Here is a 23,957-nt window from a genome sequence, read left to right on the forward strand (position 1 = left end):
TAGTTCACTATTACCGGGTTGTGGGGTAATGTGGAGGGGTGTGGGGGGCGCAAAACCCCCCCCCCCCCCCCGGGGGGGGGGGGGGGCGGGGGGGGGCCCGGGGGGGGGCGGGGGGCCGCCCGGAGGGTTCGAAGGTCAGCCGTGGGAGTCGGTGGTCGCGGCGCGCTTGATGCTCAGCTCGTCACCGCCGATGGAGCAGGAGGGGCCGTTCGGGCCGCCGAAGCGGACGGAGTCGAAGAAGTCGCGGAAGGTGATGTAGAAGTTGCCCTTGCCGCGCGGGCCGGTGACGGCCGAGCAGCCGCCGTAGTCGGCCTCGGAGTAGAGATGGATGAGCGTGTCGGAGCGGTTCCAGTCGGACTTGGCGCGGTCGCCCATGCCCAGGGCCGCCAGGTTGGCCGTGCTCGCCTGGAGCTGGACGATGTCGCCGGTGCCGTCGAGACCGGAGAACAGGCAGTAGTTGCCCTCCTGGCAACGGTCGTACCCCGTCGCCGCCTGGGCCGGGGACGCCACTGCGGCCAGCGCGGCCACGGCGATCGGTAACGCCAGAACGTGAAACTTCTTGCCCACCATGCCTCCATGGACGAAACTTTCCTTCGGTCCGAACATACATAGTGAGATCAACTTGCGCTAGACCGTCAGCGTGGACGTTCTTCAGCGGATAATCCGCTACGGGATGAGTTGGTAGCCTCGACGGCATGACTTCGATGGCGCCCTCGCGTACCGAGCACGACCTGTCGTTCCTGCTCGACCACACCAGTCACGTGCTGCGCACCCGGATGGCGGCGGCCCTGGCCGAGCTGGGGCTGACCGCGCGCATGCACTGCGTGCTCGTGCACGCCCTGGAGGAGGAGCGCACGCAGATCCAGCTCGCCGAGATCGGCGACATGGACAAGACCACGATGGTGGTCACCGTCGACGCCCTGGAGAAGGCCGGGCTGGCCGAGCGGCGGCCGTCGAGCACCGACCGGCGGGCCCGGATCATCGCCGTGACCGAGAAGGGCGCACAGGTGGCGCGGCGCAGCCAGGAGATCGTGGACGGCGTGCACGCCGCGGCCCTCGGCTCGATCCCCGACGACGAGCGGGAGGTGCTGGTCCGCGCCCTGAACCGGCTGGTCACCGGCCACCTGGAGACCCCGGCCGAGGCCCCGCAGCCGGTCCGGCGGGCCAGGGAGCGCAGCTGAACAGTTCCGTGGCATATCGTCTGTAATGAAACTATCTGCTACGGTCTCTCCTGTTGCATTCCTTGAACAGGAGACGACCATGTCCCTCACCTCCCGGCGCACCGCCCTGGCCGTGCTGTCGACGTCCGCCTTGATGACCATCCTCGACGGCAGCATCGTCACCGTGGCCATGCCCGCCATCCAGCGCGACCTGGGCTTCTCCCCCGCCGGGCTGAGCTGGGTCGTCAACGCGTACCTGCTCGCGTTCGGCGGGCTGCTGCTGCTGGCCGGACGGCTCGGCGACCTCGTGGGCCGCCGGACGATGTTCCTGGCCGGGAACGCGGTGTTCACCGGCGCGTCCCTGCTGGCCGGCGTGGCGAACAGCGAGGGCCTGCTCATCGCCGCCCGCTTCCTGCAGGGCGTCGGCAGCGCGATGGCCTCGGCCGTGGTGCTCGGCATCCTGGTGACGCTGTTCACCGAGCCGCGCGAGCGGGGCCGGGCGATCGCGGTCTTCAGCTTCACCGGCGCGGCCGGCGCGTCGATCGGGCAGGTGCTCGGCGGCGTCCTCACCGACGCGCTGAGCTGGCACTGGATCTTCTTCATCAACCTGCCGATCGGGCTGGCCACGATCGCGCTGGCACTGCCCGCGCTGCCCGCCGACCGGGGGCTCGGCCTGGCGCGGGGCGCCGACGTGACCGGCGCGCTGCTGGTCACCTCGGGCCTGATGCTGGGCATCTACACCGTGGTCAAGGTCGAGGAGCACGGCTGGCTCGCCGTGCACACGCTGGCGTTCGGCGCGGTGTCGCTGGCCCTGCTCGCCGGTTTCTTCCTGCGCCAGGCCACCGCGCGCACGCCGCTGATGCCGCTGCGCGTGCTGCGCTCCCGCAACGTGATCGGGGCCAACGTCGTGCAGATGCTGACGCTGTCGGCGATGTTCGCCTTCCAGATCATCGTCGCGCTCTACATGCAGAAGGTGCTCGGGTACGGCGCCCTCGCCACCGGCCTGGCGATGCTCCCGGCGGCCGTGGCGATCGGCGGCGTGTCGCTGTTCGTCTCGGCGCGGCTGAGCGCCCGCCTCGGCGCGCCGGCCGTGCTGCTGGCCGGGCTGGTGCTGCTGCTGGCGGCGATGGCCTGGCTCACGCGGGTGCCGGTGGACGCCGACTACGTCACCGACCTGCTGCCGGTCATGGTGCTGATCGCGGGTGGCGGGCTGGCGCTGCCGGCGCTGACCACGCTCGGCATGTCGGCCGCCCGCGCGGACGACGCCGGCCTGGCCTCGGGGGTGTTCAACACCACCCAGCAGATCGGCATGGCGCTGGGCGTGGCCGTCCTGACCACGCTGGCGGCCGCCCGCACGCAGGAGCTGCGCGCCGGCGGGGCGGCCGAGGCGGCGGCGCTGACCGGCGGCTACCACCTGGCCTTCGCCACCTCGGCCGGGCTGCTCGCGGCGGCCGTCGTGGTCGCCCTGGCCGTCCTGCGCCGCCCCCGCGCCGCGGCGGCCGCCGAGGCGTCGCCGATCGACCAGCCCGCCGCCCGCTGACCCCTTCTCACCACGGAACGGAGCCGATCACCATGACCGAGCCCGCGTACGGCCCCGGGCAGGGCCCCGGCGCCCGCCCCCTCATCGAGGACGAGCTCCTGCGGATCCTCGCCCGCCAGCCCTTCGGCGTGCTGGCCACGCTCAAGCGCGACGGCCACCCGCACCTGGCCTCGATGGCCCTGCGCTGGGACGCCGCCGAACGCGTCCTGCGCATCTCCTCCGCCGCGGGCCGCGTCAAGGTGCGCCACCTGCTCGCCGACCCGCGGGCGGCGGTGCACCTCCAGGGCGACGACGTCCTGTCGTACGCCGTCGCCGAAGGACGGGCGGAGGTCTCCGAGCCGTCGCTCACGCCCGGCGACGCCACCGGACGGGAGCTGCTGGAGATGGCCGGCGGCTTCCCCGACCCGGCGGACGAGGCCGCCTTCCTGGCGGAGATGGCCAGGGCCCGCCGCCTGGTCATCAGGATCCGGGTGGACCACCTGTACGGCATCGCCCTCGACGCCGCCTGACCGGCGGCTGCTCCGGCTGACGGCTGCCGGGAGCCGGACGGGCGGGCGGGCGGTCGCGGGGCCCTGTACACCAAACCAAGCGCTTGCTACGCTCCGCCCATGACGTCCACCGTGGTGTGGGGTACCGGCAACGTCGGCCGCGCCGCCATCAGGGCCGTGGAGGCCCATCCCGACCTCAGTCTCGCCGCCGTCGTCGTGCACTCCCCCGACAAGGCCGGCCGCGACGCCGGAGAGCTCGCCGGGCTCGGCCGCGACCTCGGCGTCACCGCCACGGACGACGCCGCCGCCGTCCTGGCCGCCCGCCCGAGGGCCGTCGTGTACGCCGCCTCCGGCGACCTGCGCCCCGACGACGCCCTGGCCGACGTCCTGCGGGCCGTGCGGGCCGGCGCCGTCGTCGTCACGCCCTCCCTGTACTCCCTCTACGACCACCGCGGCGCGCCGCCCGAGCTGCGGGACCAGGTGCTGGCCGCCGTCGCGGAGGGCGGCGGCTCGCTGTTCGCCTCCGGCATCGACCCCGGCTGGGGCAACGACCTGCTGCCCCTGCTGCTCAGCGGCCTCGGCTCGGTCGTGGACGCCATCCGCTGCCAGGAGATCTTCGACTACTCCGGCTACGACCGCCCGGACGCGGTCCGGTACATGGTCGGCATGGGCCAGTCCATGGACTACGAGCCGCCGATGATCGCGCCGACCGTCCCGTCCATGGTGTGGGGCGGGCAGGTACGGCTGATGGCGCGGGCACTCGGCGTCACGCTGGAGGAGATCCGCGAGGTCGTGGAGCGGCGTGCGCTCGACCGCACGGTCACCACCGACGGCATGGGCGTCTTCGAGGCCGGCACCCAGGGCGCGGTGCGGTTCGAGGTGCAGGGCGTCGTCGAGGGCGAGCCGCGCATCGTGATCGAGCACGTCACCCGCATCCACCCCGCCTGCGCCCCCGACTGGCCGCTCCCCCCGGACGGCGGCGACGGCGCCCACCGGGTGATCGTCGAGGGCCGCCCGCGCATCGAGGTCACGATCGAGGCGACCGACGAGGGCGGCAGCCGTTCGGCGGGCGGGAACGCCACCGCGGCGGGCCGGCTGGTGAACGCCATCGACTGGCTCGCCGCCGCGCCGCCCGGCCTGTACGACGCGCTCGACGTCCCGCTGCGCCCCGCGTCCGGCCGGCTCGGAAGGAAGAACCCATGATCGTCGACGTGCCCGGCGGCAAGGACCCGATCGCCTACGTCTGGGGCGAGCTGGTCCCCGGCATCGGGACCGCCGCCTCGAAGTTCTCCATGGCCGTCTACGCCCACACCACGCTGGGCCTGCGCGAGTTCGAGGCGGCCCGGCTGCGGATCGCGCAGATCAACGGCTGCGTCTTCTGCCTCGACTGGCGCACCGAGCGCGACGGCGTCAAGGTCGAGGACGGCTTCGCCGACGCGGTCGCGGACTGGCGCGCCACGGACGCCTTCGACGCGCGCACCCGGCTCGCCGCCGAGTACGCCGAGCGCTACGCCCTGGACCACCACGGGCTCGACGAGGAGTTCTGGTCCCGGATGACCGAGCACTACAGCCAGAACGAGATCGTGGAACTGAGCATGAGCATCGGTTCCTGGTGGGCCTTCGGCCGGCTCAACCACGTGCTGGGCCTCGACACGGCCTGCATGCTGACCGGCGGCCCGGCACCCTCCGTCAGACCGACCGAGTCCGCGTCAGACCGACCGAGCGAGGGCACGTGACATGAACACCAGCCGCCGCACCTTCATCGCCGGAACCGCCTCCCTCCTGGGCGCCGCCGCACTGCCCGGCCGCGCCGCCGCCACCACCGCCGCCGCCGTCACCGCCGCCGGGCCGATCACCGACGGCGCCCGCGTGCCCGTCCTGGTGATCGGCACCGGGTACGGCGGCTCGGTGGCCGCCCTGCGCCTGGCCCAGGCGGGCGTCGAGGTGCACATGATCGAGATGGGCATGGCCTGGGACACCCCCGGCTCGGACGGCAAGATCTTCTGCAACACGCGTGAGCCCGACTATCGCTCGTACTGGCTGCGCACCAGGACCAAGGCGCCGCTCAACTACTTCCTCGGCTTCCCCATCGACCGGGACATCCCCCGCTACACCGGCATCCTGGACGGCGAGGAGTTCGCCGGCATCACGGTCTACCAGGGCCGCGGGGTCGGCGGCGGCTCGCTGGTCAACGGCGGCATGGCCGTCACGCCCAAGCGGGAGAACTTCGCCGCCGTGCTCCCGTCGGTGGACGCCGACGAGATGTACGGCGTCTACTACCCGCGCGCCAACTCCGGCCTCGGCGTCGGCCTGGTGGACCCGGCCTGGTTCGACACCACCGCGTGCTACCAGTACGCCCGCGTGGGCCGCAAGCACGCCCAGCGCTCCGGCTTCCCGTTCACCTTCGTCCCGGACGTGTACGACTGGGACTACATGAAGCAGGAGGCGGCCGGCACGGCCACCCAGTCGGCGCTGGCCGGCGAGATCCTCTACGGCAACAACCACGGCAAGAAGTCCCTGCAGAAGACCTACCTGGCGCGGGCCCGCGCGACCGGCAGGGTGACGATCTCGCCGCTGCACCAGGTCACCTCGGTCGCCCCGGCGGCGGGCGGCGGCTACACCGTCCGGATCGACCAGCTCGCCACCGACGGCTCGGTCACCGCCGCCAAGACCGTCACGGCCGCCCGGGTGTTCTTCGCCGCGGGCAGCGTCGGCACGAGCAAGCTGCTGGTCAGGCTGAAGGCCACCGGCGCGCTGCCGGGGCTGAGCGACGAGGTCGGCAAGGGCTGGGGCGACAACGGCAACGTCATGTGCGGCCGGGCCAACCACCTGTGGGACCCGACCGGCAAGCTGCAGTCGGCCATCCCGTGCGCGGGCATCGACAACTGGACGGCCGGGGGCGCGTTCGCCGAGGTGGCGCCGCTGCCGACCGGGATCGAGACGTACGCCTCGTTCTACCTGTCGATCACCAACACCCCGCACCGGGCGCAGTTCTCCTGGAACGCCGCGACCGGCAAGGTGGACCTGAGCTGGCAGACCGCCTGGAAGCAGACGTCCATCGACATGGCGAAGACGATCTTCGACAAGATCAACGCCAAGGAGGGGACGATCTACCGCACCGACCTGTTCGGCGTGTACAAGATCTGGGGCGACCATCTCACCTACCACCCGCTCGGCGGCGCGGTGCTGAACAGGGCCACCGACAACCACGGCCGCCTGAACGGCTACCCCGGCCTGTACGTCATCGACGGCTCGCTGATCCCCGGCAACACCACGGTGAACCCGTTCGTCACCATCACGGCGCTGGCCGAGCGGAACATCGAGAAGATCATCGCCACCGACCTTTAGCCCAGGGTTTGCCGAAACGGCAACGCAGTTGGCGGGCGGCGGCACGGGCCGCGCATGATCCTGGTGACAGGCCATAACTCATGTGCGTGGAGGAACGATGTCGCAGCTCACCCCGGTCGCCGAGGGCGTCCACCGCCTGGTGCCCTCCCCCGCGGGCCGCGTCCATCTCGTGGAGGCGGGGCAGGGGCCGCTGGTGCTGCTGGTGCACGGCTTCCCCGAGTCCTGGTACTCCTGGCGGCACCAGCTCCCGGCGCTGGCCGCCGCCGGGTACCGGGCGGTGGCGGTGGACGTGCGCGGCTACGGCCGCTCGTCCAAGCCGGCGGACGTGGCCGCGTACCGGATGACCGAGCTGGTCGAGGACAGCGTGGCGGTGGTGCGGGCGCTGGGCGAGCGGACCGCGGTGATCGTCGGCCACGACTGGGGCTCGCCGATCGCGGCCAACAGCGCCCTGCTCAGGCCGGACGTCTTCCGCGCGGTCGCCATGCTCAGCGTGCCGTACACGCCGCGCGGCGGGCCGCGTCCGTCCGAGACGTTCGCCGGCATGGGCGGGACGGACGAGTTCTACGTCAGCTACTTCCAGACCCCCGGCCGGGCCGAGGCCGAGATCGAGCCGGACGTCCGGGGCTGGCTGGCGGGCACGTACGCGGCCCTGTCCGCCGGGACCATGCCGGGCCCGGACGCGCCCCACCCGCTGTTCGTGGCCCCGGGCGGCAGGATGCGCGACCGGTTCCCGGCGGAGGGCACGCTGCCCGGCTGGCTGAGCGAGGCCGACCTCGACTTCTACGCCGCCGAGTTCGAGCGCACCGGCCTGACCGGCGCGCTCAACCGCTACCGCAACATGGACCGCGACTGGGCCGACCTCGCGCCCCACGACGGCGCGCCGATCGTCCAGCCCTCGCTGTTCGTCGGCGGCGCCGAGGACGCCACGACCCAATGGCTCTCCGGCGCGATCGACGCCTTCCCCGCCACCCTGCCCGGCCTGGTCTCCTCCCGTCTCCTGGACGACTGCGGCCACTGGATCCAGCAGGAACGCCCCGACGAGGTCAACGCCATCCTCCTGGACTGGCTCGCCCGGCTCTGACCCGCGACGCCGCGGGCCCGTCCGGGCGAGGCGGGCCCGCGGCGCCGGTCACAGCACGGCTCCCGAGCCCTCGCGGGGCCGCCGGGCGGCCTTGGGCGCGGGCGGCTGGGGGGCCGGACGGCGGTCGTAACGGGCCAGGCCGATGGCCGCCGGGCCGGCCACGAACGACGACGTCAGCGTGCCCACGACGATGCCGGTGACCAGCGCGATGGCGAAGTCACGCAGCGAGTCGCCGCCGAAGACGGCCAGCGCGACCAGCACGAACAGCGCGCCGAGCCCGGTGTTGACGGTCCGCGGCACGGTCTGCAGGATCGCCGTGTTCACCGCCTCGGCCAGCGGCGCGGTGCGGCGGGCGGCCCACAGCTCGCGCACCCGGTCGAACACCACCACCTTGTCGTTGACCGAGTAGCCGACCACGGTCAGCATCGCCGCCAGGAACACGCCGTCCACCGGCTTGCCGAGCCAGGCGAACAGCCCGATCACCACGGCCAGGTCCACCAGCAGCGCCAGCACGGTCGCCGTGCCGAACGTCCAGCGGAAGCGCACCGCCAGGTAGAGGAGCTGCGCCGCCACGGCCACGCCGAGCGCGATGACGGCGTTGCGGCGCAGCTCCTCGCCCAGCGTGGGGCCGATGAACTCGTCGCGCCGCTTGCTCACCTCGCCGCCCTGCCCCTCCAGCGCGGCCTGGACCTTGGCCGGGTCGAGCTGCCCCGCGCGCACGGTGACGCCGTCGGCGGCGGCCTGCACGACCGCGCCCGGATAGCCGGCCTCGCTCACCAGCCGCCGGGCCGTGTCCGCGTCGACCGCCCTGGACGTGCCGAACTCCACGAGCCGGCCGCCGGTGAACTCGACCCCGAAGTCCAGGCCCCGGGTGAACAGCCCGGCCAGCGCCGCGACGACCAGGCCGCCCGCGACCGCCAGCCACACCTTCCTGGCCTTCATGAGCTGGGGGTTGCGCCGGGCCAGCCACGTCCGGACCGCGCCCGGCGAGCCCAGGCCCGACAGGCGCGGCCCGATCCGCCCGATGACGGCCTGGGTGAGCACGCGGGTGATCAGCATGGCCGACACCAGCGAGGCCAGCACGCCGATCGCCAGCGTCACGCCGAACCCCTTGACCGGCCCGGAGGCCAGCCCGAACAGCAGCGCGGCGGCGATGAGCGTGGTGACGTTGGAGTCGGCGATGGCGCTCCAGGCGTTCTTGAACCCCCGGTTCAGCGCCGGGGCGAGCCCGCGGGCCGGGGCCAGGCCGTACTCCTCCCTGGCGCGTTCGAAGACGAGCACGTTGGCGTCGACCGCCATGCCGACGGCCAGCACGAACCCGGCCAGGCCGGGCAGGGTGAACGTCGCCCCCATCGCGACCAGCGCGGCGTAGGAGATCAGGCCGTAGCAGGTGAGCGCGACGGCGGCGAGCAGGCCGGACAGGCGGTAGATCACGATGATGAACAGGGCGGTCAGCACCAGCCCGGCGATCGCGGCCTTGACGCTGGCCTCGATGGCGTCGGCGCCCAGCGTGGGGCCGACCGTCCGCTGCTCGACCAGGTCGAGCGGCACGGGCAGCGCGCCGCCCTTGATCAGCACGGCCAGGTCGCGGGCCTCCTCGTGGGTGAAGGACCCGGTGATCTCGGTGTTGCCGCCCGGGATGCCCGTGCCGCACGGCACGGACGGGTCGAGCTGCGGCGAGGAGATGATCTTCTTGTCGAGCACGATGGCGACGCGCCGCTTCGGGTCGCCCGCCGGCTGGCAGGCGGCCGCGCCGGTCATCCGCTGCCAGGCGTCGGCGTCGCGGAAGTCGACCGTGACCGACCAGCCGGGCCCGCGCTGGGGGTCGCTGCGCTCGGTGGCGTCGCTGACGCCGTCGCCGCTGATCGCCGCCGGGCCGAGCGCGAGCGGGCTGCCGCTCTCGTCGGGCAGCGCGGTGGCGTCGCCGGCCTTGCCGGGGCCGGTGACCGGGTGGAAGGCGAGCTGGGCGGTGCGGCCGATGACCTCGGCCGCCTTGCTCGGGTCGAGCACGCCGGGCAGCTCGACGATGATCCGCTTGTCGCCGGAGCGGGCCAGGGTGGGATCGACGACCCCCAGCGCGTCCGCCCGGCGGCGGAGCACGTCGAGGGCGCGGTCGGTGGCCGAGGAGTCGGCCGTGACCGTCGGGGAGTCTCTGGCCTCGAAGACGAGCTGGGTACCGCCGCGCAGGTCGAGGCCGAGGCGTGGCGTGGCGGTGAGGGACAGGATGATCGAGGTCGCGATGACGGCGAACGCCGCCAGCGCGCGCCACATGGGCGCACGTGACATGAGGCCTCCACAGGCTCAGGTGTGCGGAAGAGGGATCTTCAGAGCACCGTGGAGGGAGGCGCGCGGGCCGCCGCCGCGCCCCGGGCGCGGTCGGCGGCGGCACGGACGGCGGGCCGCCGGACGACGGCCGACCAGACGTGGAGCAGCCGGGCCGGAGCCGCGGCGGGCAGTGCCTGCCCGCCGGGCCCGGCCTGGTCGTGCCCCGCCTGCCTGACCTGCGCGAGCGGAGGCGGCGGCGGGGTGGAGCCGAGCTGGGCGACGGCGGGCCGGTCGGCCGCCGCCTGGATCGCCGTGACCTGCGTGACGGCCTGCGTGACGGCCTGCGTGACGGCCGGGGCGGCGACCTGGGCGGCGATCTGGGCATGGCCCGTCGCGGGAAGCAGCCACGACAGGACGAGAAGCAGCGCGGCGGGCAGCCTGGTGCGCACCTCGCCTCCTTCCCGTCGTGACCGTCGCCCCTACCGTAGCCCGCCGCCGGGCCGCTCAGGGCAGGGTGCGCAGGTACGTCGGCGGTCTGCGGACCTGGGTGGCCTGCTCGAAGGCGTATCCGAGGGCGATCAGGGACGGCTCGGAGAACCGCCCGCCGAAGAACGTGACGCCGAGCGGCAGGACGCCCCCGGCGTACCCGGCCGGGACGGTGACCGCCGGGTAGCCGGAGATCGCCGAGGGCGCGGAGGAGGAGACGAAGCCGGTGAAGTCGTCGCCCTTGGTCAGGTCGGTCAGCCAGGCCGCGTGGTTGGTGGGGGCGAGCAGCGCGTCCAGGCGGCCGGCGGCCATCGCCGAGTCGATCGCGCGGCGGGCCAGCGTGGTGGCCTGGTCGCGCAGGGCGCGGTAGGCGGGGTCGTCCAGGTCGCCGGTGGTGGCCTGCGCCTGCTCGAAGATCTCCTGGCCGAAGTGGCGCAGCTCGGTCCGGGCGTGCCGGCGGTTGAAGTCGATCAGCCCGGCCAGGTCGGCGGGGTGCCGTCCGGGGGTGGCGGCGAGGTAGGCGTTCAGGTCGTGCTTGAACTCGGTCAGCAGCGCCGGGAACTCGGCCTCGCCGGCCTGGTCCATGCCCTCCAGCTCGACGTCCACCACCGTCGCGCCGCGGGCCCTGAGGGTGACCACGGCGGCGTCCAGGGCGGCGCGCACCTCCTGGTTGTCGCCCGCGACCGAGCGCCACACGCCGACGCGGGCGCCGTTCAGCGCGCCGGGACGCAGGGCCTTGAGGTAGTCGCGGTCACCGCCCGGGACGGTCGCGGGGTCGCGCGGGTCCGGCCCCTGGATGGCCGAGAGCACGGCGGCGGCGTCGGTGAGGTTCCTGGTGATCGGCCCCGCGGTGTCCTGCCGGGCCGAGATCGGCACCACGCCGGCCCGGCTGACCAGCCCGATCGTGGGCTTGATGCCGACCACGCCGTTGATCCCGGCCGGGCAGACGATCGAGCCGTCGGTCTCGGTGCCGATGGTGACGGCGGCCAGGGTGGCGGCGGCGGCGACCGCCGAGCCGCTGCTCGACCCGCAGGGGTTGCGGTCGAGGACGTAGGGGTTGTTGGTCTGCCCGCCGATCGCGCTCCACCCGCTGGAGGACGGGCTGGAGCGGAAGTTGGCCCATTCCGACAGATTGGCCTTGCCCAGGATCACCACGCCGGCCGCCCGCAGCCGCTGGACGAGGAACGCCTCCGCGGCCGGCCGGGCGCCGAGCAGCGCCTGCGAGCCGGCGGTGGTGCGCAGCGGCGCGGCAGTGTCGATGTTGTCCTTGAGCAGGACCGGGACGCCTTCCAGCGGCCCGTGCGCGCCCCTGCGGCGGCGCCGGTCGCTGCGCTCGGCCTCGCCCAGCGCGCCGGGGTTGGTCTGGACGACCGCGTGCAGCAGCGGGTCCACCGCGCGGATGCGGTCGAGGTAGAAGCGGGTCAGCGTCACCGCGTCGAAACGGCCCTGGTCCATGGCGCGTTGCAGGTCGAGCACGGTGGCGCGGTCGAGGTCCAGCCCGCGCAGGACGGTGCCGGCGGACGGCGGGGCCGCCTCGCGCGCGTGCGCGGGGACGGCCGCGGTCAACCCGGCGGCGAGCGCGAGCGCCAGAGCGGCGGCCGCCCGGCGTGCGGGCTTCAGGAGAGTCATGGCTGACGAGCGTAGCCAGGATGCTTTCCCGGGAAAATATTCCAATTCGTATATATCCGCCACCCTCGGCCGGCCCCCTCGGTCCGGCCCGCACCCCCGAGCACGGGGCGGGGCCGGCGGCGGGGTGTCAGGGGCAGCCCGTGGCGGCGAAGGCCGTGAACTGGCTGACCTCGTTCCTGCTGAAGTTGTCGTCCGAGCCGATCACCAGCGTGCACTCCCCGCTGGCCAGCCGCGGCCCCCAGGCCATGGCCTCCAGGTTCTGCACCGGCGGCCGGAAGTCGCCCAGGTCGTAGACCAGCCGCTTGCTCACCGGCCGGTACCCCGCGCTCAGGTCGTCCCGGTCGAGCACGTTGGTCGCGCCCCTCATGTCGATCTCGTACAGCTTGACCTTGTAGTCGACGCCCTCGATCCAGGAGCGTTCCAGGGCCAGGTAGCGGTGGTCGTCGATGGGCAGGATCTCCGAGACCCCGCTGTCGGACTCCCCGGTGGGCGGCACCGGCGCGGCCGGGAGCGCGTCGAGCGGGTAGACGAACTGGCCGCGCGGGACGCCCCGCCGGTCCCACACGGTGAGCCGGGCGGGCGCGCCGTGCTCGGCCGTCGGCGGCTCGCCGTCCTCGTACCGCGGACCCTCGGTCATCGCCGTGATCCGGCGGGCGGTGACGGCCAGGCCCTCGAAACCGGCGTTGCGCCGCGGGCCGTGCTCGGTGGTGGTCAGGCGCAGGTTGCCCGGCAGGCGCAGGTCCCCCTGGTGGCGGCCCTGAAGGTCGGCGGCGCGCACGCCGGAGGCGGCCAGTGGCAGGCCGGGGTGGCCGGCGTCGGGGCGGTCGCCCTCGTCGCCCCACAACAGCCGGCCGGACCAGCGGTCGTACCTGATGGACTCGGGGTCGGCCGAGCCGGGCTTGCCGTAGCCGGGGTAGGGGGTGCCGTCCCGCCTGGTCAGCGTGGTGACCCCGGTCAGGCTGATGCCGGTGAACGCGCCCGAGTCCCGGTCGATGTCCAGGCGGGCGGTGTAGAAGCGGGCCGGGCCGTAGCGCCAGCGGTCGTCGGAGATCAGATACCAGGCACCGGTGCGCGGGTCGCGGTCGATGCCCGACACCCCGCCGACGGTGGTGCCGTCGAACTGCATCAGGTACGGCAGCCGCTGCTCCCCGAGATACCGGGTGATGCGGACCTCCTCCCGCGGGGCCGCCCAGGCGGGCTGGGTGACGCTCATGGCGACCGCGCACGCGACCGCGAACCCCGTGATTCTTCGCATTCCGTCCCCTGTGTCGTTCTGGTTACGTGGAGTGACCGGGGGACATGAAATCGCGCCCGCGCCCGCCGGGGCGACCGGGACACGCCGCCGCCCGCGCGTCTTTGCCTGGCGGGCCGTGGACAGGCGGGTGGCGCACGGGCCACCGTCTCCTCACTCCGGCGCGCGAGGCGGCGGAAACCGTCGGTGCCCGCCCGCACACTCAGCGCATGCCCGATGAGCCTCTGGAACTCGGCGAGATCACCGTCTCCGACTGGTACGCCCACAACGACAAGATGGCCGAGGTCGGCTTCCTGACCATCGCCAGACGCCTGCCCTCGCTCGTGCGCCAGGCGATGAGCATGTCCTGGCGGGCCGGCCCCCGCGACACCGTGGCCACCATCGCGCTCAACCTCCTCGGCGGCGTCTTCACCGCCTTCGGCCTGCTGGCCACCACCGGCGTGCTGAGCGCCCTGTTCAGCGAGGGCCCGACCCCCGACCGCGTGCTGGCCGCGCTGCCCAGCCTCGTCCTGGTCGGCGCGGCCGCCGTGCTGCGCACGGTGGTGCAGGCCGGCGCGGGCTGGGCGCAGTCGCGCCTGACCCCGCAGATCTCCCGCCACACCGAGGAGCGCCTGTACGGCCTGACCAGCCAGGTGGAGCTGGTCGCCTACGACGACCCGGAGTTCCACGACAGCCTCGAACGCGCCAACATGCGCGGCGTCAGCGTGGCGAGCTCGGTGGTCAGCTCGGCCATCAACGTGGTCACCGCGGCCGTCGGCATCGCGGCGGCGGCCGGCGTGCTGGGCGTGCTCCACCCGGTGCTGCTGCCGCTGCTGCTGCTGGCGGTGCTGCCCGACGCGTGGGCCACCGTGCGCGGCGCCCGCATGCGCTACTCGACGATGTACTCCCTCATCCCCGCCCGCCGCCGCAAGTGGATCATCGCCGAGCTGCTGGCCGAACGCGAGCCCGCCGCCGAGGTGCGCTCGTTCACCATGCGCGGCTTCCTGCTGCGCATGTACGACGCCGTCGCCAGGGCCGAGCAGGAGGTGCTGCTCAACCTGGCCAGGCGCCAGACCGTGGCCGGCCTGGTCGGCGAGGCCCTGGGCGGCCTCGGCACCGCCCTGGTCTACGTCGCGCTGGGCGTGCTGCTGGCCGTGGCGGCGATCCCGCTCGCCGTCGCGGGCACCGCGGTGCTGGCCATCAGGACCGGCCAGTCCTCGCTGGCCAACCTCCTGTACGCCACCAACCGCCTCTACGAGGACGGCCTGTACTTCACCGACTTCCTCCAGTTCTGCGCCGACGCCGAGCGCCGCGTGCCCGCCGCCCGCTCGGCGGCCGTGCCCGAGGGGTTCGAGCGCATCGTGGCCGACGACGTGACGTTCGCCTACCCGGGCGCCGACCAGCCCGCGCTGCGCGGCGTGACGGTCGAGATCAAGCGCGGCGAGGTCATCGCGTTCGTGGGCGAGAACGGCTCAGGCAAGACCACCCTGGCCAAGATCCTTTCCGGCCTGTACGAGCCCGACACCGGCACCGTCTCCTGGGACGACGTCGACCTGGCCGACGTGCCCCCCGACGACCTGCGCCTGCGCACGGCCGTCATCGCCCAGGACCACACCCGCTGGCCGCTCACCGCCCGCTACAACATCACCATGGGCACCGACAAGGGCGAGCCCGCCCTGGTCGCGGCGGCCTCGGTCGCCGGGGCCGACGAGGTGGTCGCGGGCCTGCCCCACGGCTACCGCACGCTGCTCGACCGCCGCTTCAAGGACGGCTGCGAGCTGTCCGGCGGCCAGTGGCAGCGCGTCGCGGTCGCCAGGGGCTTCCACCGCGACGCCGACCTGCTCATCTGCGACGAGCCCACGGCCGCCCTCGACGCCCGCGCCGAGCACGCCCTGTTCGAGCGCATCCGCGACCACTCCGAAGGCCGTACGGTGCTGCTCATCACCCACCGCCTGGCCAGCGTGCGCTACGCCGACCGGATCTACGTCCTCGACCACGGCAAGGTCACCGAGCAGGGCGACCACCAGGCGCTGATGGCGCTCAACGGCCTCTACGCCGACCTCTACACCCTCCAGGCCGCCGCCTACCGCTGACCCGTCTCACCGCTGTCCCGTCTCACCGCTGTCCCTGCCGGACGCCGGACCTGCGGGGCTTGCGCTTGGCGACCGGCAGGGTGCGGCGTCCGTGGTACCGGGGGACGGCGGCCGGCCGCATGCCGGCGGGGTGGGCCTTCTCGTCGGGGAAGACCCACTTCCGCAGCGCCCAGAAGCGGAAGACCATGGCGACCAGCGTGCCGACGACCTGCGCGCTCACGAAGTCGGCGATCTCCTGGGCCGCCAGGCCCACGTCGGGGGCCTCCAGGCGGAACACGTAACGGGAGATCCACAGCGGCGCCGAGCTGAGCACCAGGCCGATGCCGCTGACCAGGAAGAACAGCCCCGCCTCGTGGCGGCGCTCGCGGCCGCCCCTCAGCCGGAACGACCACTCGCGGTTGAGCACGTAGGACACGATCGTCGCCACGAGCACCGCGATGATCTTCGCGGTCACCGGCTTCGGTTGCAGGACGGTCAGCTTCAGCCCGTAGAACACCGCGTTGTCCACCACGAACGTCGCCCCGCCGACCACCGCGAACTTCAGCAGTTCACGGTGCCTCAGCACGTGCGCCTGCAGCGGCGCCGGCAACCTCGCGAGTACTGCTTTTGCGATTCGGAGCACTCTCGATCTTCTCATCAGTCCGGACCGCGCAGGACGACGCTCACCCCGTGCCGGGCCGGAACCGGGGTCAACGGCGGGCGCGCTTCTGACACGGCGGCCATCCCGTTCTGACCGGGCGTTGCAAGGCGGGCCTCCCGATGGTGCACTCAAGGACGTTGGTTCCGACCTGTGTTCAGGCCGCCAGCGGGAGCGAGGGCCGGCGGCGGACCTCGAAGGGAGAACCGTGAGACGATTACGTCCTCTGCTGCTGTTCCTGCTCGCCGCCCTGCTCGCCGCCCTGGTCCCGGCCTGTGGCGGGGCCGCGCCCGGCGGCTTGCGGGCGGCCGGTTCGGGCGCGCCGCCGGAGAGGATCAGGATCGGCGTCATCCCGATCCCCGACAGCGCGCTGGTCCACCTCGCCCGCGACCGCGGCTACTTCGCGGCCGAGGGGCTGTCGGCCGAGCCGGTGACCGTGCAGGGCGGCGGCCCGGCGATCGACCGGATGAAGGGCGGCGCCCTGGAGTTCGGGCTGGTCAACTACGTGACGGCGGTCTCGTACCAGCGGCGCGAGCCCGGACGGCTGAAGCTGGTCGCCGACGCCTACCACGCCGCGCCCGGCGCGTTCCAGCTCTTCGTGGCGCACGGCAGCCCGATCAGGAGCCCGCGCGACCTGCGGCACACCGGCGGCGCGAAGAAGAGCGTCGCGGTGGCCACGCTGCGCTCGGTCGGCACGCTGAGCGCCGAGACCGTGCTCGCCGCGGCCGGGGTGCCGGCGGACGACGTCGCGTTCAAGGAGATCCCCCTGCCCGACATGCCGGCCGCGCTGGCCGCGCACGCGGTGGACGTGGCGTGGATGACCGAGCCGTTCATCACCGCCTACAGCCGGCAGGGCGGGCGGTCGCTGGGCGACGCCATGGCGACGATCACGCTCGGCACGTTCCCCGCCACGCTGGAGCCCGAAGGGCTGCAGTCGGTGGTGGACGCCATGGTGAGGTTCGGTTACCTGCCCGCGCCGCTGCGGGCCGAGAGCATGATCGTCCGGCCGGCCCGGGAGTCGGGGAAGGGGAACCCATGAGCGAGACGCCGGAGCGGGCGCGGGTGCTGCGCCTGATCGACGACTTCATCCTGTACGCCGCCGTCCGGGCCGCGCTGCGGCTGTCGGTCTTCGACCTGCTGGCCGCCGGGCCGTGCGCCGTGCACGAGCTGGCCGACGAGATCTCCGCAGGCGGCGCGGGCCGTCCGGACGAGCTGCTGCTCGGCCGCCTGCTGCGCGCGCTGGAGCACCTGCGGCTGGTCGAGCGGGACGCCCGCGGCCGCTACCTGCTCACCGGCGAGGGCGACCTGCTCACCAGCGGCCGCGACGACTCGCTGGCCCCCGCCGCGCTGATGTGGGGCGAGGAGCTGTGGCGCGACTCGGCCGACCTGCTGCACCGGACGATCACCAGGGGCGCGCCCGCCGCGCTGGAGCTGCACCAGGTGGACTCCCCCTACGCCTGGCTGGGCGCCCGGCCCGCCGCCGGCGCCCTGTTCAACGAGTTCATGGCCACCCGCAGCGTCACCGTGGCCCGCGCGCTCGCCGAGCAGGACGTGACCGGCGTGGACGCGGTCGCCGACATCGGCGGCGGCACCGGCATCGTCCTGGCCACGATCCTGGCGGCCCACCCGCGGCTGCGCGGCGTGCTGTTCGAGCTGCCCGAGGTGGCCGCCCAGGCCCGACGTCACCTGGACGGGCGGGCGGGCGTCACGGTGGCCGAGGGCGACATGTTCACCGACCCGCTGCCCCGGGCGGGCCTGTACCTGCTGGGCAACATCCTGCACAACTACCCCGACGAGCAGGCCGCCAAGCTGCTGGCGCGGCTGGCGGCCCTGATGGACGGCCGCGCCGAGCTGTGGATCGTGGACGCCGTCCTCGACGACGACCCGCACCGCTCGCCGACGTCGGCGGTCGCGCTGGACATGAAGATGCTCACGCTGTTCAGCGGCGGGCAGGAACGCACGCTGACCGAGGTCGAGAGCCTGCTGGGGGCCGCGGGGCTGCACGTCGCCCGCACCGAGCCGCTCCCCCACGGCCTGCACCTGGTGGTGGCCAGGCAGCGCCCGGCTCCGGCGTGAGGCCCCGGCCGCCGCGCATCCGCGGCGGCCGTCGGCGAGACTGGCGGCCACGGGCGGTGGCCCGGGCCGCTCGGCGGTGCTGATCTTGGGCTTCCCGCCGCTTCGCGGCTTCTGCAAGTATGCGATCGAGGTATTCGATCATGGAAGAGGGGAGACGCGACGTGGCGGAGGCCAACGTGGGCGTACGGCGATTACTTGCGGACTCCGGGGAGCCGCGCGGATGGGTCCCGCTCCGGGCCGATCTCGTCACGGCGCTGCTGGGAGTCTGGTTCGGCGTCGGGCTGATGATCGACGCCTGGGCCCACACCAACCGCAGCGACCTGGAGACGTTCTTCACGCCGTGGCACGCGGCGTTCTACTCCGGGTTCGCGGCGGTGTCCGGCTGGATCATCTGGCAGGTGTTCCGCAACGTGCGGCTCGGCCGGCAGGGGGTCGCGGCCGTTCCCCAGGGTTATCTGGCCGGGCTGGTCGCCGTCCCGGCGTTCGCGCTCTTCGGGCTGGCCGACATGACCTGGCACACCGTGCTCGGCATCGAGACGAGCGTCGACATCCTGTTCAGCCCGTCGCACCTGGGGCTGATCGTGACCATGCTGCTCATCATCACCACGCCGCTGCGCTCGGCCTGGAACGCCCCCGACGTCGGCGTCCGGCCCTCGCTCGGGCGGCTGTTCCCGGCGCTGGCCGGGCTCGCGTTCGCGGCCACGCTGGTGTCGCTGTTCCTGTCGTACGGCGACGCGCTGCAGTACCGGTCCGCGCGCGTCGTCGTGGCGTTCTCCAGCGTGGACGGGCCGGGCGCCGAGCATCTGGCCACCTCCATGGTCATCAGCAACGTCGTCCTGCTGGCCCCGGTGCTGCTGGTGGCCCGGCGCTGGAACCTGCCGTTCGGCGCGGTGACCGTCATGTACACGATCGCCGTCCTGATGCCCGGCGCGCAGACGGCGTTCGAGAACGCGTCGACGCTGCTCACGTTCGTCGCCGCGGGCCTGGCGAGCGACGTGCTGATCCGCCTGCTGCGCCCGTCCGGCGCGCGGCGGGGCGCCTACTGGGCCTTCGCCGGGCTGTCGGCCTTCGTCACCTGGTCGCTCTACATCGCCGTCGCCTCGGCCGCCGTGGGCAGACTGCCCGCGGTGCCCGAGCTGTGGACCGGCGCGCCGGTGGTGGCCGGGCTGATCGGCCTGGCGCTCGGGGCGCTGTTCCTGCCGAACGCGCTCCCCGCGGCCGCGGCCGACGCCGGACGGGCATGATCCGGCCGCTCCGGGTCCTGTGTCTCGTCGCCGCACTCCTGCTCGCGGGCGCCGCCCCGGCCGCGGCCCACAACGTCACGGCCGGCGCGGACCTGCGCTTCGCCCAGACCATCGCCGGCGCCGAGCTCACGGTCGTGATCAAGGGCACGTCGCGGGTGCCGGGGCCGCTGCTGATCGGCGTGATCGCCTACGAGCCGGCGACCGGGCCGCCGATCGGCCTGGAGGTGCGCTCGGCCGAGGACGGTCACCGGGCGACGGCCACCGCGCAGCCGTCCGCCACCCCCCGGTACGTCAAGCTGACGGTCGAGCGCACCGGGCCGCACGAGCTCAGGCTGACGGCGGGGGGCGAGGTCGCCGTGCTGCCGTTCCGCGTCCTGGTGGACCGCGGTTCCGCCGGCGAGTTCCTGATCTACGGCGGCCTGCTGGTGGCCGGGCTGCTGCTGGTGGGCGGCCTGCTCACCGGGGCGCTGTCGCGCCGGACCCCGGCGATGCTGCTGGCCGGGGGCGCGGCGGCCGCGGTGACGGTGGCCGCGATGGTCGTGGTGTTCGAGCCCTCGCTGCCGCCCCCGCCGCCGGACGGCGCCGCCCCGGCGGTCGGCACGCCGGCCCCCGGACGGCCCTTCGCGCAGGGACAGGTGACGACCGTCCCGGCCCGACCGGCGGCCGGCCAGGAGTTCACGCTGCGCCTCGACCTCACCGACGGCTCGACCGGGCATCCGGTGGACGACCTCGTCCTGCACCACGAGGCGCTCGCCCACCTGGTGGTCACCAGCGAGGACGGCGCCTACTTCCGGCACCTGCACCCGCTGCGCACCGCGCCCGGACGGCTGGAGGTCCGGCTGCGCGCCGACCGGCCGGGCCGGTTCCTGGCCTACGCCGAGCTGGAACGCGAGGACTCCGGCGGCCAGCTGCTCGACGGCGAGTTCCGGGTCGCCGGGCCCGCGGTGGCCGCGCCGCCGCCGGTGACGCCCGCGACGGGGGGCACGCCGGTGATGCGGCCGTCCGTGCCGGTGGCGGGGCGTCCGGCGGCCGTCGAGGTGGGGCTCGGGGTCACGCCGCGGCAGTGGCTGGGCATGTCGGGGCACCTGATCGTGCGCAGCCAGGACGGCGCGTTCCTCGGCCACGTCCACGAGATGGGCGCCCCCGCGCCCCGGCTGCGCTTCACGTTCAGCTTCCCGGCGCCGGGCCGCTACCTGGCCTGGGCGCAGTACGCGGCCGACGGCCGGATCGTGACCGTGCCGTTCACCGTCGAGGTCGCGGAGGCTGTCCGATGAGGCGGATCCTGGCCGTCGCCGCCCTGCTGGCCGCGGCCCTGGCGGTGTTCCTGTACGTGCGCGGCTCGGCGCCCGTCCCGCTCACCCTCACCAGCACCGGCGAACGGTACGCCGTCACCGTCCTGATCCCGCGGCCGACGACGGGCCGCGTGACGGCCGAGGTGCGGGTGACCGCCGGCGACCCGCACACGGTGGCGCTGTCCACGGTGATGCCGGGCATGGGCCACGCCACCCCGGAGATCGTCGCAGACCCGCGGCAGCCGGGCCGTTACGTGGCCGAGGGCGAGTTGTTCCCGATGGCCGGGGTGTGGGAGCTGTCGGTCCGGCTGAGCGGCGCGGCGGGAGAGGAGGTGCTGGTGGTGAAGGCGCCGATCACGGGATAGGAGGCCGCTCTTGACGTATGAAATGAACGATCTTTTAATTCGTCCATGGGACGTATCGCCGGCGTCACCGCCGCCGAGACGCGGGAACGCCTGCTGCGCGCCGCCGCGGACGTCTTCGCCAGGCGCGGCTACGACGGCACCCGCGTCGCCGACATCGCCGCCGCCGCCGGGGTGAGCAACGGCGCCCTGTACGCCCACTTCGGTTCCAAGGCCGGCCTGCTCGTGGCCGCGCTGGGCGCGCACGGGCGGCGGCTGATGGACGGCCTGTTCGCCGACGACCCCGGCCGGCCGGTCGCCGACCTGCTCGTCGCCGCCGGCCGCCGCCTCCCCCGCCCCCTGGACGCCGGCGGCGACCTCGTCGTCGAGGCGCTGGCCGCCGCCCGCCGCGACGAGGACGTGGCCCTGCCCATGCGCGACTACGTCGGCGAGCGCGTCCGCCGGCTGGCCTGCCTGGTCCGCGCCGGCCAGGACGGCGGCGAGCTGGACCACGCGCTGTCACCGGAGGCGATCGCCCATTTCTGCCTCCTGCTCGCGATGGGCAGCGCGCTCATCGCCCCCGACCCCCACCAGGTGGACGAGGAGGAGTGGGCCAGGCTGCTCATCCGCGTCGTCGCCGCCCTCTCCCCCGCCCCACCGCACGAAGGAACGCCGTGAGAGTACAGATCGACCCCGAGCGCTGCCAGGGACATGGCCGCTGCTACGACCTCGCCCCCGACCTGTTCGGCGAGGACGACGAAGGTTACGGAACGGTCCTGCGCGACGGCGAGGTGCCGCCCGGCCAGGAGCGCACGGCGCGGCTGGCCATCTCCAACTGCCCGGAGCGGGCGATCGACCTGCTCGGGGAGGCGTGACATGAGCGTGGACGAGCGCTTCGTCAAGGGCTTCGGCGAGCCCGGCGACGACGAGGAGATCGGCACCCGCAGCGAGATCGTCACCGGCCCGGTCTCGGACTGGGCCACCGACTTCTCCCACCTGGAGCCGGAGTGGGCCGCCGACCCGTACCCCATCCAGGACGACCTGCGGCGGCGCTGCCCGATCGCGCACACCGACCGGTTCGGCGGCGGCTGGCTGCCCACCCGCTACGAGGACGTCGCGGCCGTCGCCTACGACACCGAGCGGTTCTCCTCACGCTCGATCATCATGAGCAACTTCCGGCCGCCGCGGGAGAGCGCGCCCGTGGGCGGCACGCCGCCGATCTCGTCCGATCCGCCCTTCCACCACGACGCGCGCAAGCTGCTGCTGCCCGCCTTCACCAAGACGGCGGTCGCCAGGCGGGAGGAGTCGACGCGGGCGCTGTGCCACGAGCTGATCGACGGCCTGGAGGGCCAGGACGTCGTGGACGCCGCCCGCGACTACGCCCAGCACATCCCGATGCGGGTGATCGCCGACATGCTGGGCTTCCCGCCCGAGGACGGCCCGCGCTTCCGCGAGTTCATCGAGAACGCCCTGGAAGGCGTCAACCTGCCGCCCGAGCAGCGGACCGCCAACATGGGACGGCTCTTCGACTACCTGCTGGACCAGATCCGCGACCACGTGCAGCACCCGCGCGACGACCTCACGACCTACCTCGTCGAGGCCGAGCTGTACGGCCACAAGCTGGAGGCCGGGCACGTGGCGGGCACGATCGCCCTGCTGCTCATCGCGGGCATCGACACCACCTGGAGCGCGATCGGGGCGTCCCTGTGGCACCTGGCCAAGACCCCCGCCGACCGCGAACGCCTGGTCGCAGAACCCGCCCTCCTGCCCACCGCCATGGAGGAGTTCCTGCGCGCCTACGCCCCCGTCACCATGGCCCGCCTCGTCAAGAACGACATGCACTGGAACGGCGTCGACATGAAAGCCGACGACTGGGTCCTGCTCTCCTTCCCCGCCGCCAACCGCGACCCCGCCCACTTCGACCACCCCGCCGACATCCGCATCGACCGCGAGGTCAACCGCCACGCCGCCTTCGGACTCGGCATCCACCGCTGCGTCGGCTCCCACCTGGCCCGCATGGAACTACGCACCGCCCTCGACGTCTGGCTCCAGCGCATCCCCGCCTTCACCCTCGCCGACCCGGGCGCCGTCACCTGGGCGGCGGGCCAGGTCCGCGGCCCCCGCACCCTCCCGCTCCGCATCACCTGACCCTCCCTCGGTCGCCGTCCCCGGCCCGGGACGGCGTGGCCGCTCAGGCCGCTTCGGCCGTCACCAGGAACAGCAGGGCCGAGGCCAGGAAGGGGCGGGAGCGCAGGTCGTCGAACCACTCCTCGGCGCCGGGTTCGAGGTATCCGGCGCCGACGGCCCTGCCCAGGTTGCGGCGCAGGCCGAGGACCTGGTCGGCGGTGTCCAGGTCGCGGAAGACCGGCGCGACCGTCGTCACCGACCGGACCGCGAGGCCCGCCTCCTCGCAGCGCCGGGCCAGGCCGCGGCCGAGCGTGCCGTGGCGGACCATCTCGGTGGAGATGAACCGGGCCAGCGTCCGGCCGACGTCCGGGCGCGGGGAGTCGATCAGCATGCCCTCCCAGTCGGGCTCGGCCATGACGATCCGCGCCCCGGGACGCGCCACCCGGCGGAACTCCGCCAGCACCCGCGCCGGGTCGTCCACGTGCTGGAGCACCCGGTCGGTACGGGCCCGGTCGATGCTCCCGTCCGCGAGCGGCAGCGCGTGCACGTCCCCGGGACGGACCTCGACCTGGGGCCGTCCGGCCAGCCGGGCGGCCGCCTCGGCGACCATCGCCGGGTCGCGGTCGAGGCCGATCACCCGTCCGGCGGGGGTGACGGCGTCGGCCATGGCCGCGAGGTCGGTCCCGGGGCCGCAGCCGAGGTCGAGCACGGTCTGCCCGGGCCGCAGGTCCAGCAGTTCGAGTACCTGCCGCTTGTACCCCCTGCCGACGTCCGTCGAGGCGACGTGGTCGAGGTAGGCGATGGGGTCGGGGCGGGAGGCGGGATCAATGTCGATCATGAACCCAGCCAACCAGACGAGCGCGCAGATCCCGGGGACACGGGGTGAAGATTCCGTGCACCCGAGCCCCCGGGGGTTAAG

Annotated in this window: 23 protein-coding genes; 16 read left to right on the forward strand and 7 right to left on the reverse strand. The window is 73.8% G+C overall.

Going from position 1 to position 23,957, the window contains the following annotated elements; genetic code table 11:
• Positions 1–135: 135 nt before the first annotated feature.
• Positions 136–570: a peptidase inhibitor family I36 protein gene (locus ACIBQ8_RS42845; protein ID WP_397194987.1), complete on the reverse strand. Its 435-nt coding sequence runs from the start codon at positions 568–570 to the stop codon at positions 136–138.
• Between the two features lie 125 nt (positions 571–695).
• On the opposite strand from ACIBQ8_RS42845, the gene ACIBQ8_RS42850 reads away from it, so the two are divergent.
• The 7 genes from ACIBQ8_RS42850 (at position 696) to ACIBQ8_RS42880 (ending at position 7,617) form a co-directional block, all read left to right on the forward strand.
• Complete coding sequence (locus tag ACIBQ8_RS42850) at positions 696–1,181, forward strand: MarR family winged helix-turn-helix transcriptional regulator (RefSeq protein ID WP_397174548.1); 486 nt, start codon at positions 696–698, stop codon at positions 1,179–1,181.
• A 79-nt stretch (positions 1,182–1,260) separates the two neighbouring features.
• Positions 1,261–2,700, forward strand: coding sequence for an MFS transporter (locus tag ACIBQ8_RS42855; protein WP_397194988.1), 1,440 nt, complete (start codon positions 1,261–1,263; stop codon positions 2,698–2,700).
• 32 nt (positions 2,701–2,732) lie between these two features.
• Positions 2,733–3,209: a TIGR03618 family F420-dependent PPOX class oxidoreductase gene (locus ACIBQ8_RS42860; RefSeq protein WP_397194989.1), complete on the forward strand. Its 477-nt coding sequence runs from the start codon at positions 2,733–2,735 to the stop codon at positions 3,207–3,209.
• Positions 3,210–3,308: 99 nt separating this feature from the next.
• Positions 3,309–4,391 (forward strand): dihydrodipicolinate reductase, encoded by a 1,083-nt coding sequence (locus ACIBQ8_RS42865; protein WP_397194990.1) that lies wholly within the window; start codon positions 3,309–3,311, stop codon positions 4,389–4,391.
• On the forward strand, positions 4,388–4,924 hold the full coding sequence (locus ACIBQ8_RS42870) for a carboxymuconolactone decarboxylase family protein (protein ID WP_352325308.1): 537 nt from the start codon (positions 4,388–4,390) through the stop codon (positions 4,922–4,924). Before ACIBQ8_RS42865 ends, ACIBQ8_RS42870 begins: the two co-directional genes overlap by 4 nt.
• Before the next feature lies 1 nt (position 4,925).
• Entirely contained in the window at positions 4,926–6,536 is a 1,611-nt protein-coding gene (locus ACIBQ8_RS42875) for a GMC oxidoreductase (RefSeq protein ID WP_397194991.1), read from the forward strand.
• Between the two features lie 97 nt (positions 6,537–6,633).
• A complete protein-coding gene (locus ACIBQ8_RS42880) occupies positions 6,634–7,617 on the forward strand; it encodes an alpha/beta fold hydrolase (RefSeq protein ID WP_397174541.1) in 984 nt (327 codons plus the stop codon).
• Between the two features lie 48 nt (positions 7,618–7,665).
• On the opposite strand, the gene secD is transcribed toward ACIBQ8_RS42880, so the two are convergent.
• From secD to ACIBQ8_RS42900, 4 genes are all read right to left on the reverse strand, one after another.
• Entirely contained in the window at positions 7,666–9,903 is a 2,238-nt protein-coding gene (gene secD, locus ACIBQ8_RS42885; protein ID WP_397194992.1) for a protein translocase subunit SecD, read from the reverse strand.
• Positions 9,904–9,941: 38 nt separating this feature from the next.
• Entirely contained in the window at positions 9,942–10,331 is a 390-nt protein-coding gene (locus tag ACIBQ8_RS42890) for a hypothetical protein (protein ID WP_397194993.1), read from the reverse strand.
• A 55-nt stretch (positions 10,332–10,386) separates the two neighbouring features.
• Positions 10,387–11,997: an amidase gene (locus tag ACIBQ8_RS42895; RefSeq protein WP_397194994.1), complete on the reverse strand. Its 1,611-nt coding sequence runs from the start codon at positions 11,995–11,997 to the stop codon at positions 10,387–10,389.
• Positions 11,998–12,124: 127 nt separating this feature from the next.
• On the reverse strand, positions 12,125–13,252 hold the full coding sequence (locus tag ACIBQ8_RS42900; RefSeq protein WP_397194995.1) for an esterase-like activity of phytase family protein: 1,128 nt from the start codon (positions 13,250–13,252) through the stop codon (positions 12,125–12,127).
• Positions 13,253–13,458: 206 nt separating this feature from the next.
• On the opposite strand from ACIBQ8_RS42900, the gene ACIBQ8_RS42905 reads away from it, so the two are divergent.
• Positions 13,459–15,321 carry an ABC transporter ATP-binding protein gene (locus ACIBQ8_RS42905; RefSeq protein WP_397174532.1) on the forward strand — a complete coding sequence of 621 codons (1,863 nt, stop codon included), beginning with the start codon at positions 13,459–13,461 and terminating at the stop codon, positions 15,319–15,321.
• A gap of 22 nt (positions 15,322–15,343) precedes the next feature.
• On the opposite strand, the gene ACIBQ8_RS42910 is transcribed toward ACIBQ8_RS42905, so the two are convergent.
• The gene (locus ACIBQ8_RS42910; RefSeq protein ID WP_397174530.1) at positions 15,344–15,886 is read right to left on the reverse strand and encodes a GtrA family protein; all 543 of its coding nucleotides are present in this window, start codon (positions 15,884–15,886) and stop codon (positions 15,344–15,346) included.
• Between the two features lie 280 nt (positions 15,887–16,166).
• Here ACIBQ8_RS42910 and ACIBQ8_RS42915 point away from each other — a divergent pair, with 280 nt between their 5' ends.
• From ACIBQ8_RS42915 to ACIBQ8_RS42950, 8 genes are all read left to right on the forward strand, one after another.
• Positions 16,167–16,997 carry an ABC transporter substrate-binding protein gene (locus tag ACIBQ8_RS42915; RefSeq protein WP_397194996.1) on the forward strand — a complete coding sequence of 277 codons (831 nt, stop codon included), beginning with the start codon at positions 16,167–16,169 and terminating at the stop codon, positions 16,995–16,997.
• Positions 16,994–18,034, forward strand: coding sequence for a methyltransferase (locus ACIBQ8_RS42920; RefSeq protein WP_397174526.1), 1,041 nt, complete (start codon positions 16,994–16,996; stop codon positions 18,032–18,034). Before ACIBQ8_RS42915 ends, ACIBQ8_RS42920 begins: the two co-directional genes overlap by 4 nt.
• Positions 18,035–18,174: 140 nt before the next feature.
• Positions 18,175–19,278 (forward strand): hypothetical protein, encoded by a 1,104-nt coding sequence (locus tag ACIBQ8_RS42925; RefSeq protein ID WP_397174524.1) that lies wholly within the window; start codon positions 18,175–18,177, stop codon positions 19,276–19,278.
• A complete protein-coding gene (locus ACIBQ8_RS42930) occupies positions 19,275–20,552 on the forward strand; it encodes a hypothetical protein (RefSeq protein ID WP_397194997.1) in 1,278 nt (425 codons plus the stop codon). The genes ACIBQ8_RS42925 and ACIBQ8_RS42930 overlap by 4 nt, the downstream gene beginning before the upstream one ends.
• On the forward strand, positions 20,549–20,935 hold the full coding sequence (locus ACIBQ8_RS42935) for a FixH family protein (RefSeq protein WP_397194998.1): 387 nt from the start codon (positions 20,549–20,551) through the stop codon (positions 20,933–20,935). The genes ACIBQ8_RS42930 and ACIBQ8_RS42935 overlap by 4 nt, the downstream gene beginning before the upstream one ends.
• Before the next feature lie 45 nt (positions 20,936–20,980).
• On the forward strand, positions 20,981–21,589 hold the full coding sequence (locus ACIBQ8_RS42940) for a TetR/AcrR family transcriptional regulator (protein WP_397194999.1): 609 nt from the start codon (positions 20,981–20,983) through the stop codon (positions 21,587–21,589).
• Positions 21,586–21,786, forward strand: a complete 201-nt coding sequence (locus ACIBQ8_RS42945) for a ferredoxin (RefSeq protein WP_397195000.1) — start codon at positions 21,586–21,588, stop codon at positions 21,784–21,786. The genes ACIBQ8_RS42940 and ACIBQ8_RS42945 overlap by 4 nt, the downstream gene beginning before the upstream one ends.
• A 1-nt stretch (position 21,787) precedes the next feature.
• Positions 21,788–23,059 (forward strand): cytochrome P450, encoded by a 1,272-nt coding sequence (locus ACIBQ8_RS42950; protein ID WP_397195001.1) that lies wholly within the window; start codon positions 21,788–21,790, stop codon positions 23,057–23,059.
• Between the two features lie 43 nt (positions 23,060–23,102).
• Here ACIBQ8_RS42950 and ACIBQ8_RS42955 read toward each other — a convergent pair whose 3' ends face one another.
• Entirely contained in the window at positions 23,103–23,876 is a 774-nt protein-coding gene (locus ACIBQ8_RS42955; RefSeq protein WP_397174516.1) for a methyltransferase domain-containing protein, read from the reverse strand.
• Positions 23,877–23,957: the final 81 nt, after the last annotated feature.

The sequence above is a fragment of the Nonomuraea sp. NPDC049646 genome, assembly GCF_044465525.1.
Taxonomy (GTDB): domain Bacteria; phylum Actinomycetota; class Actinomycetes; order Streptosporangiales; family Streptosporangiaceae; genus Nonomuraea.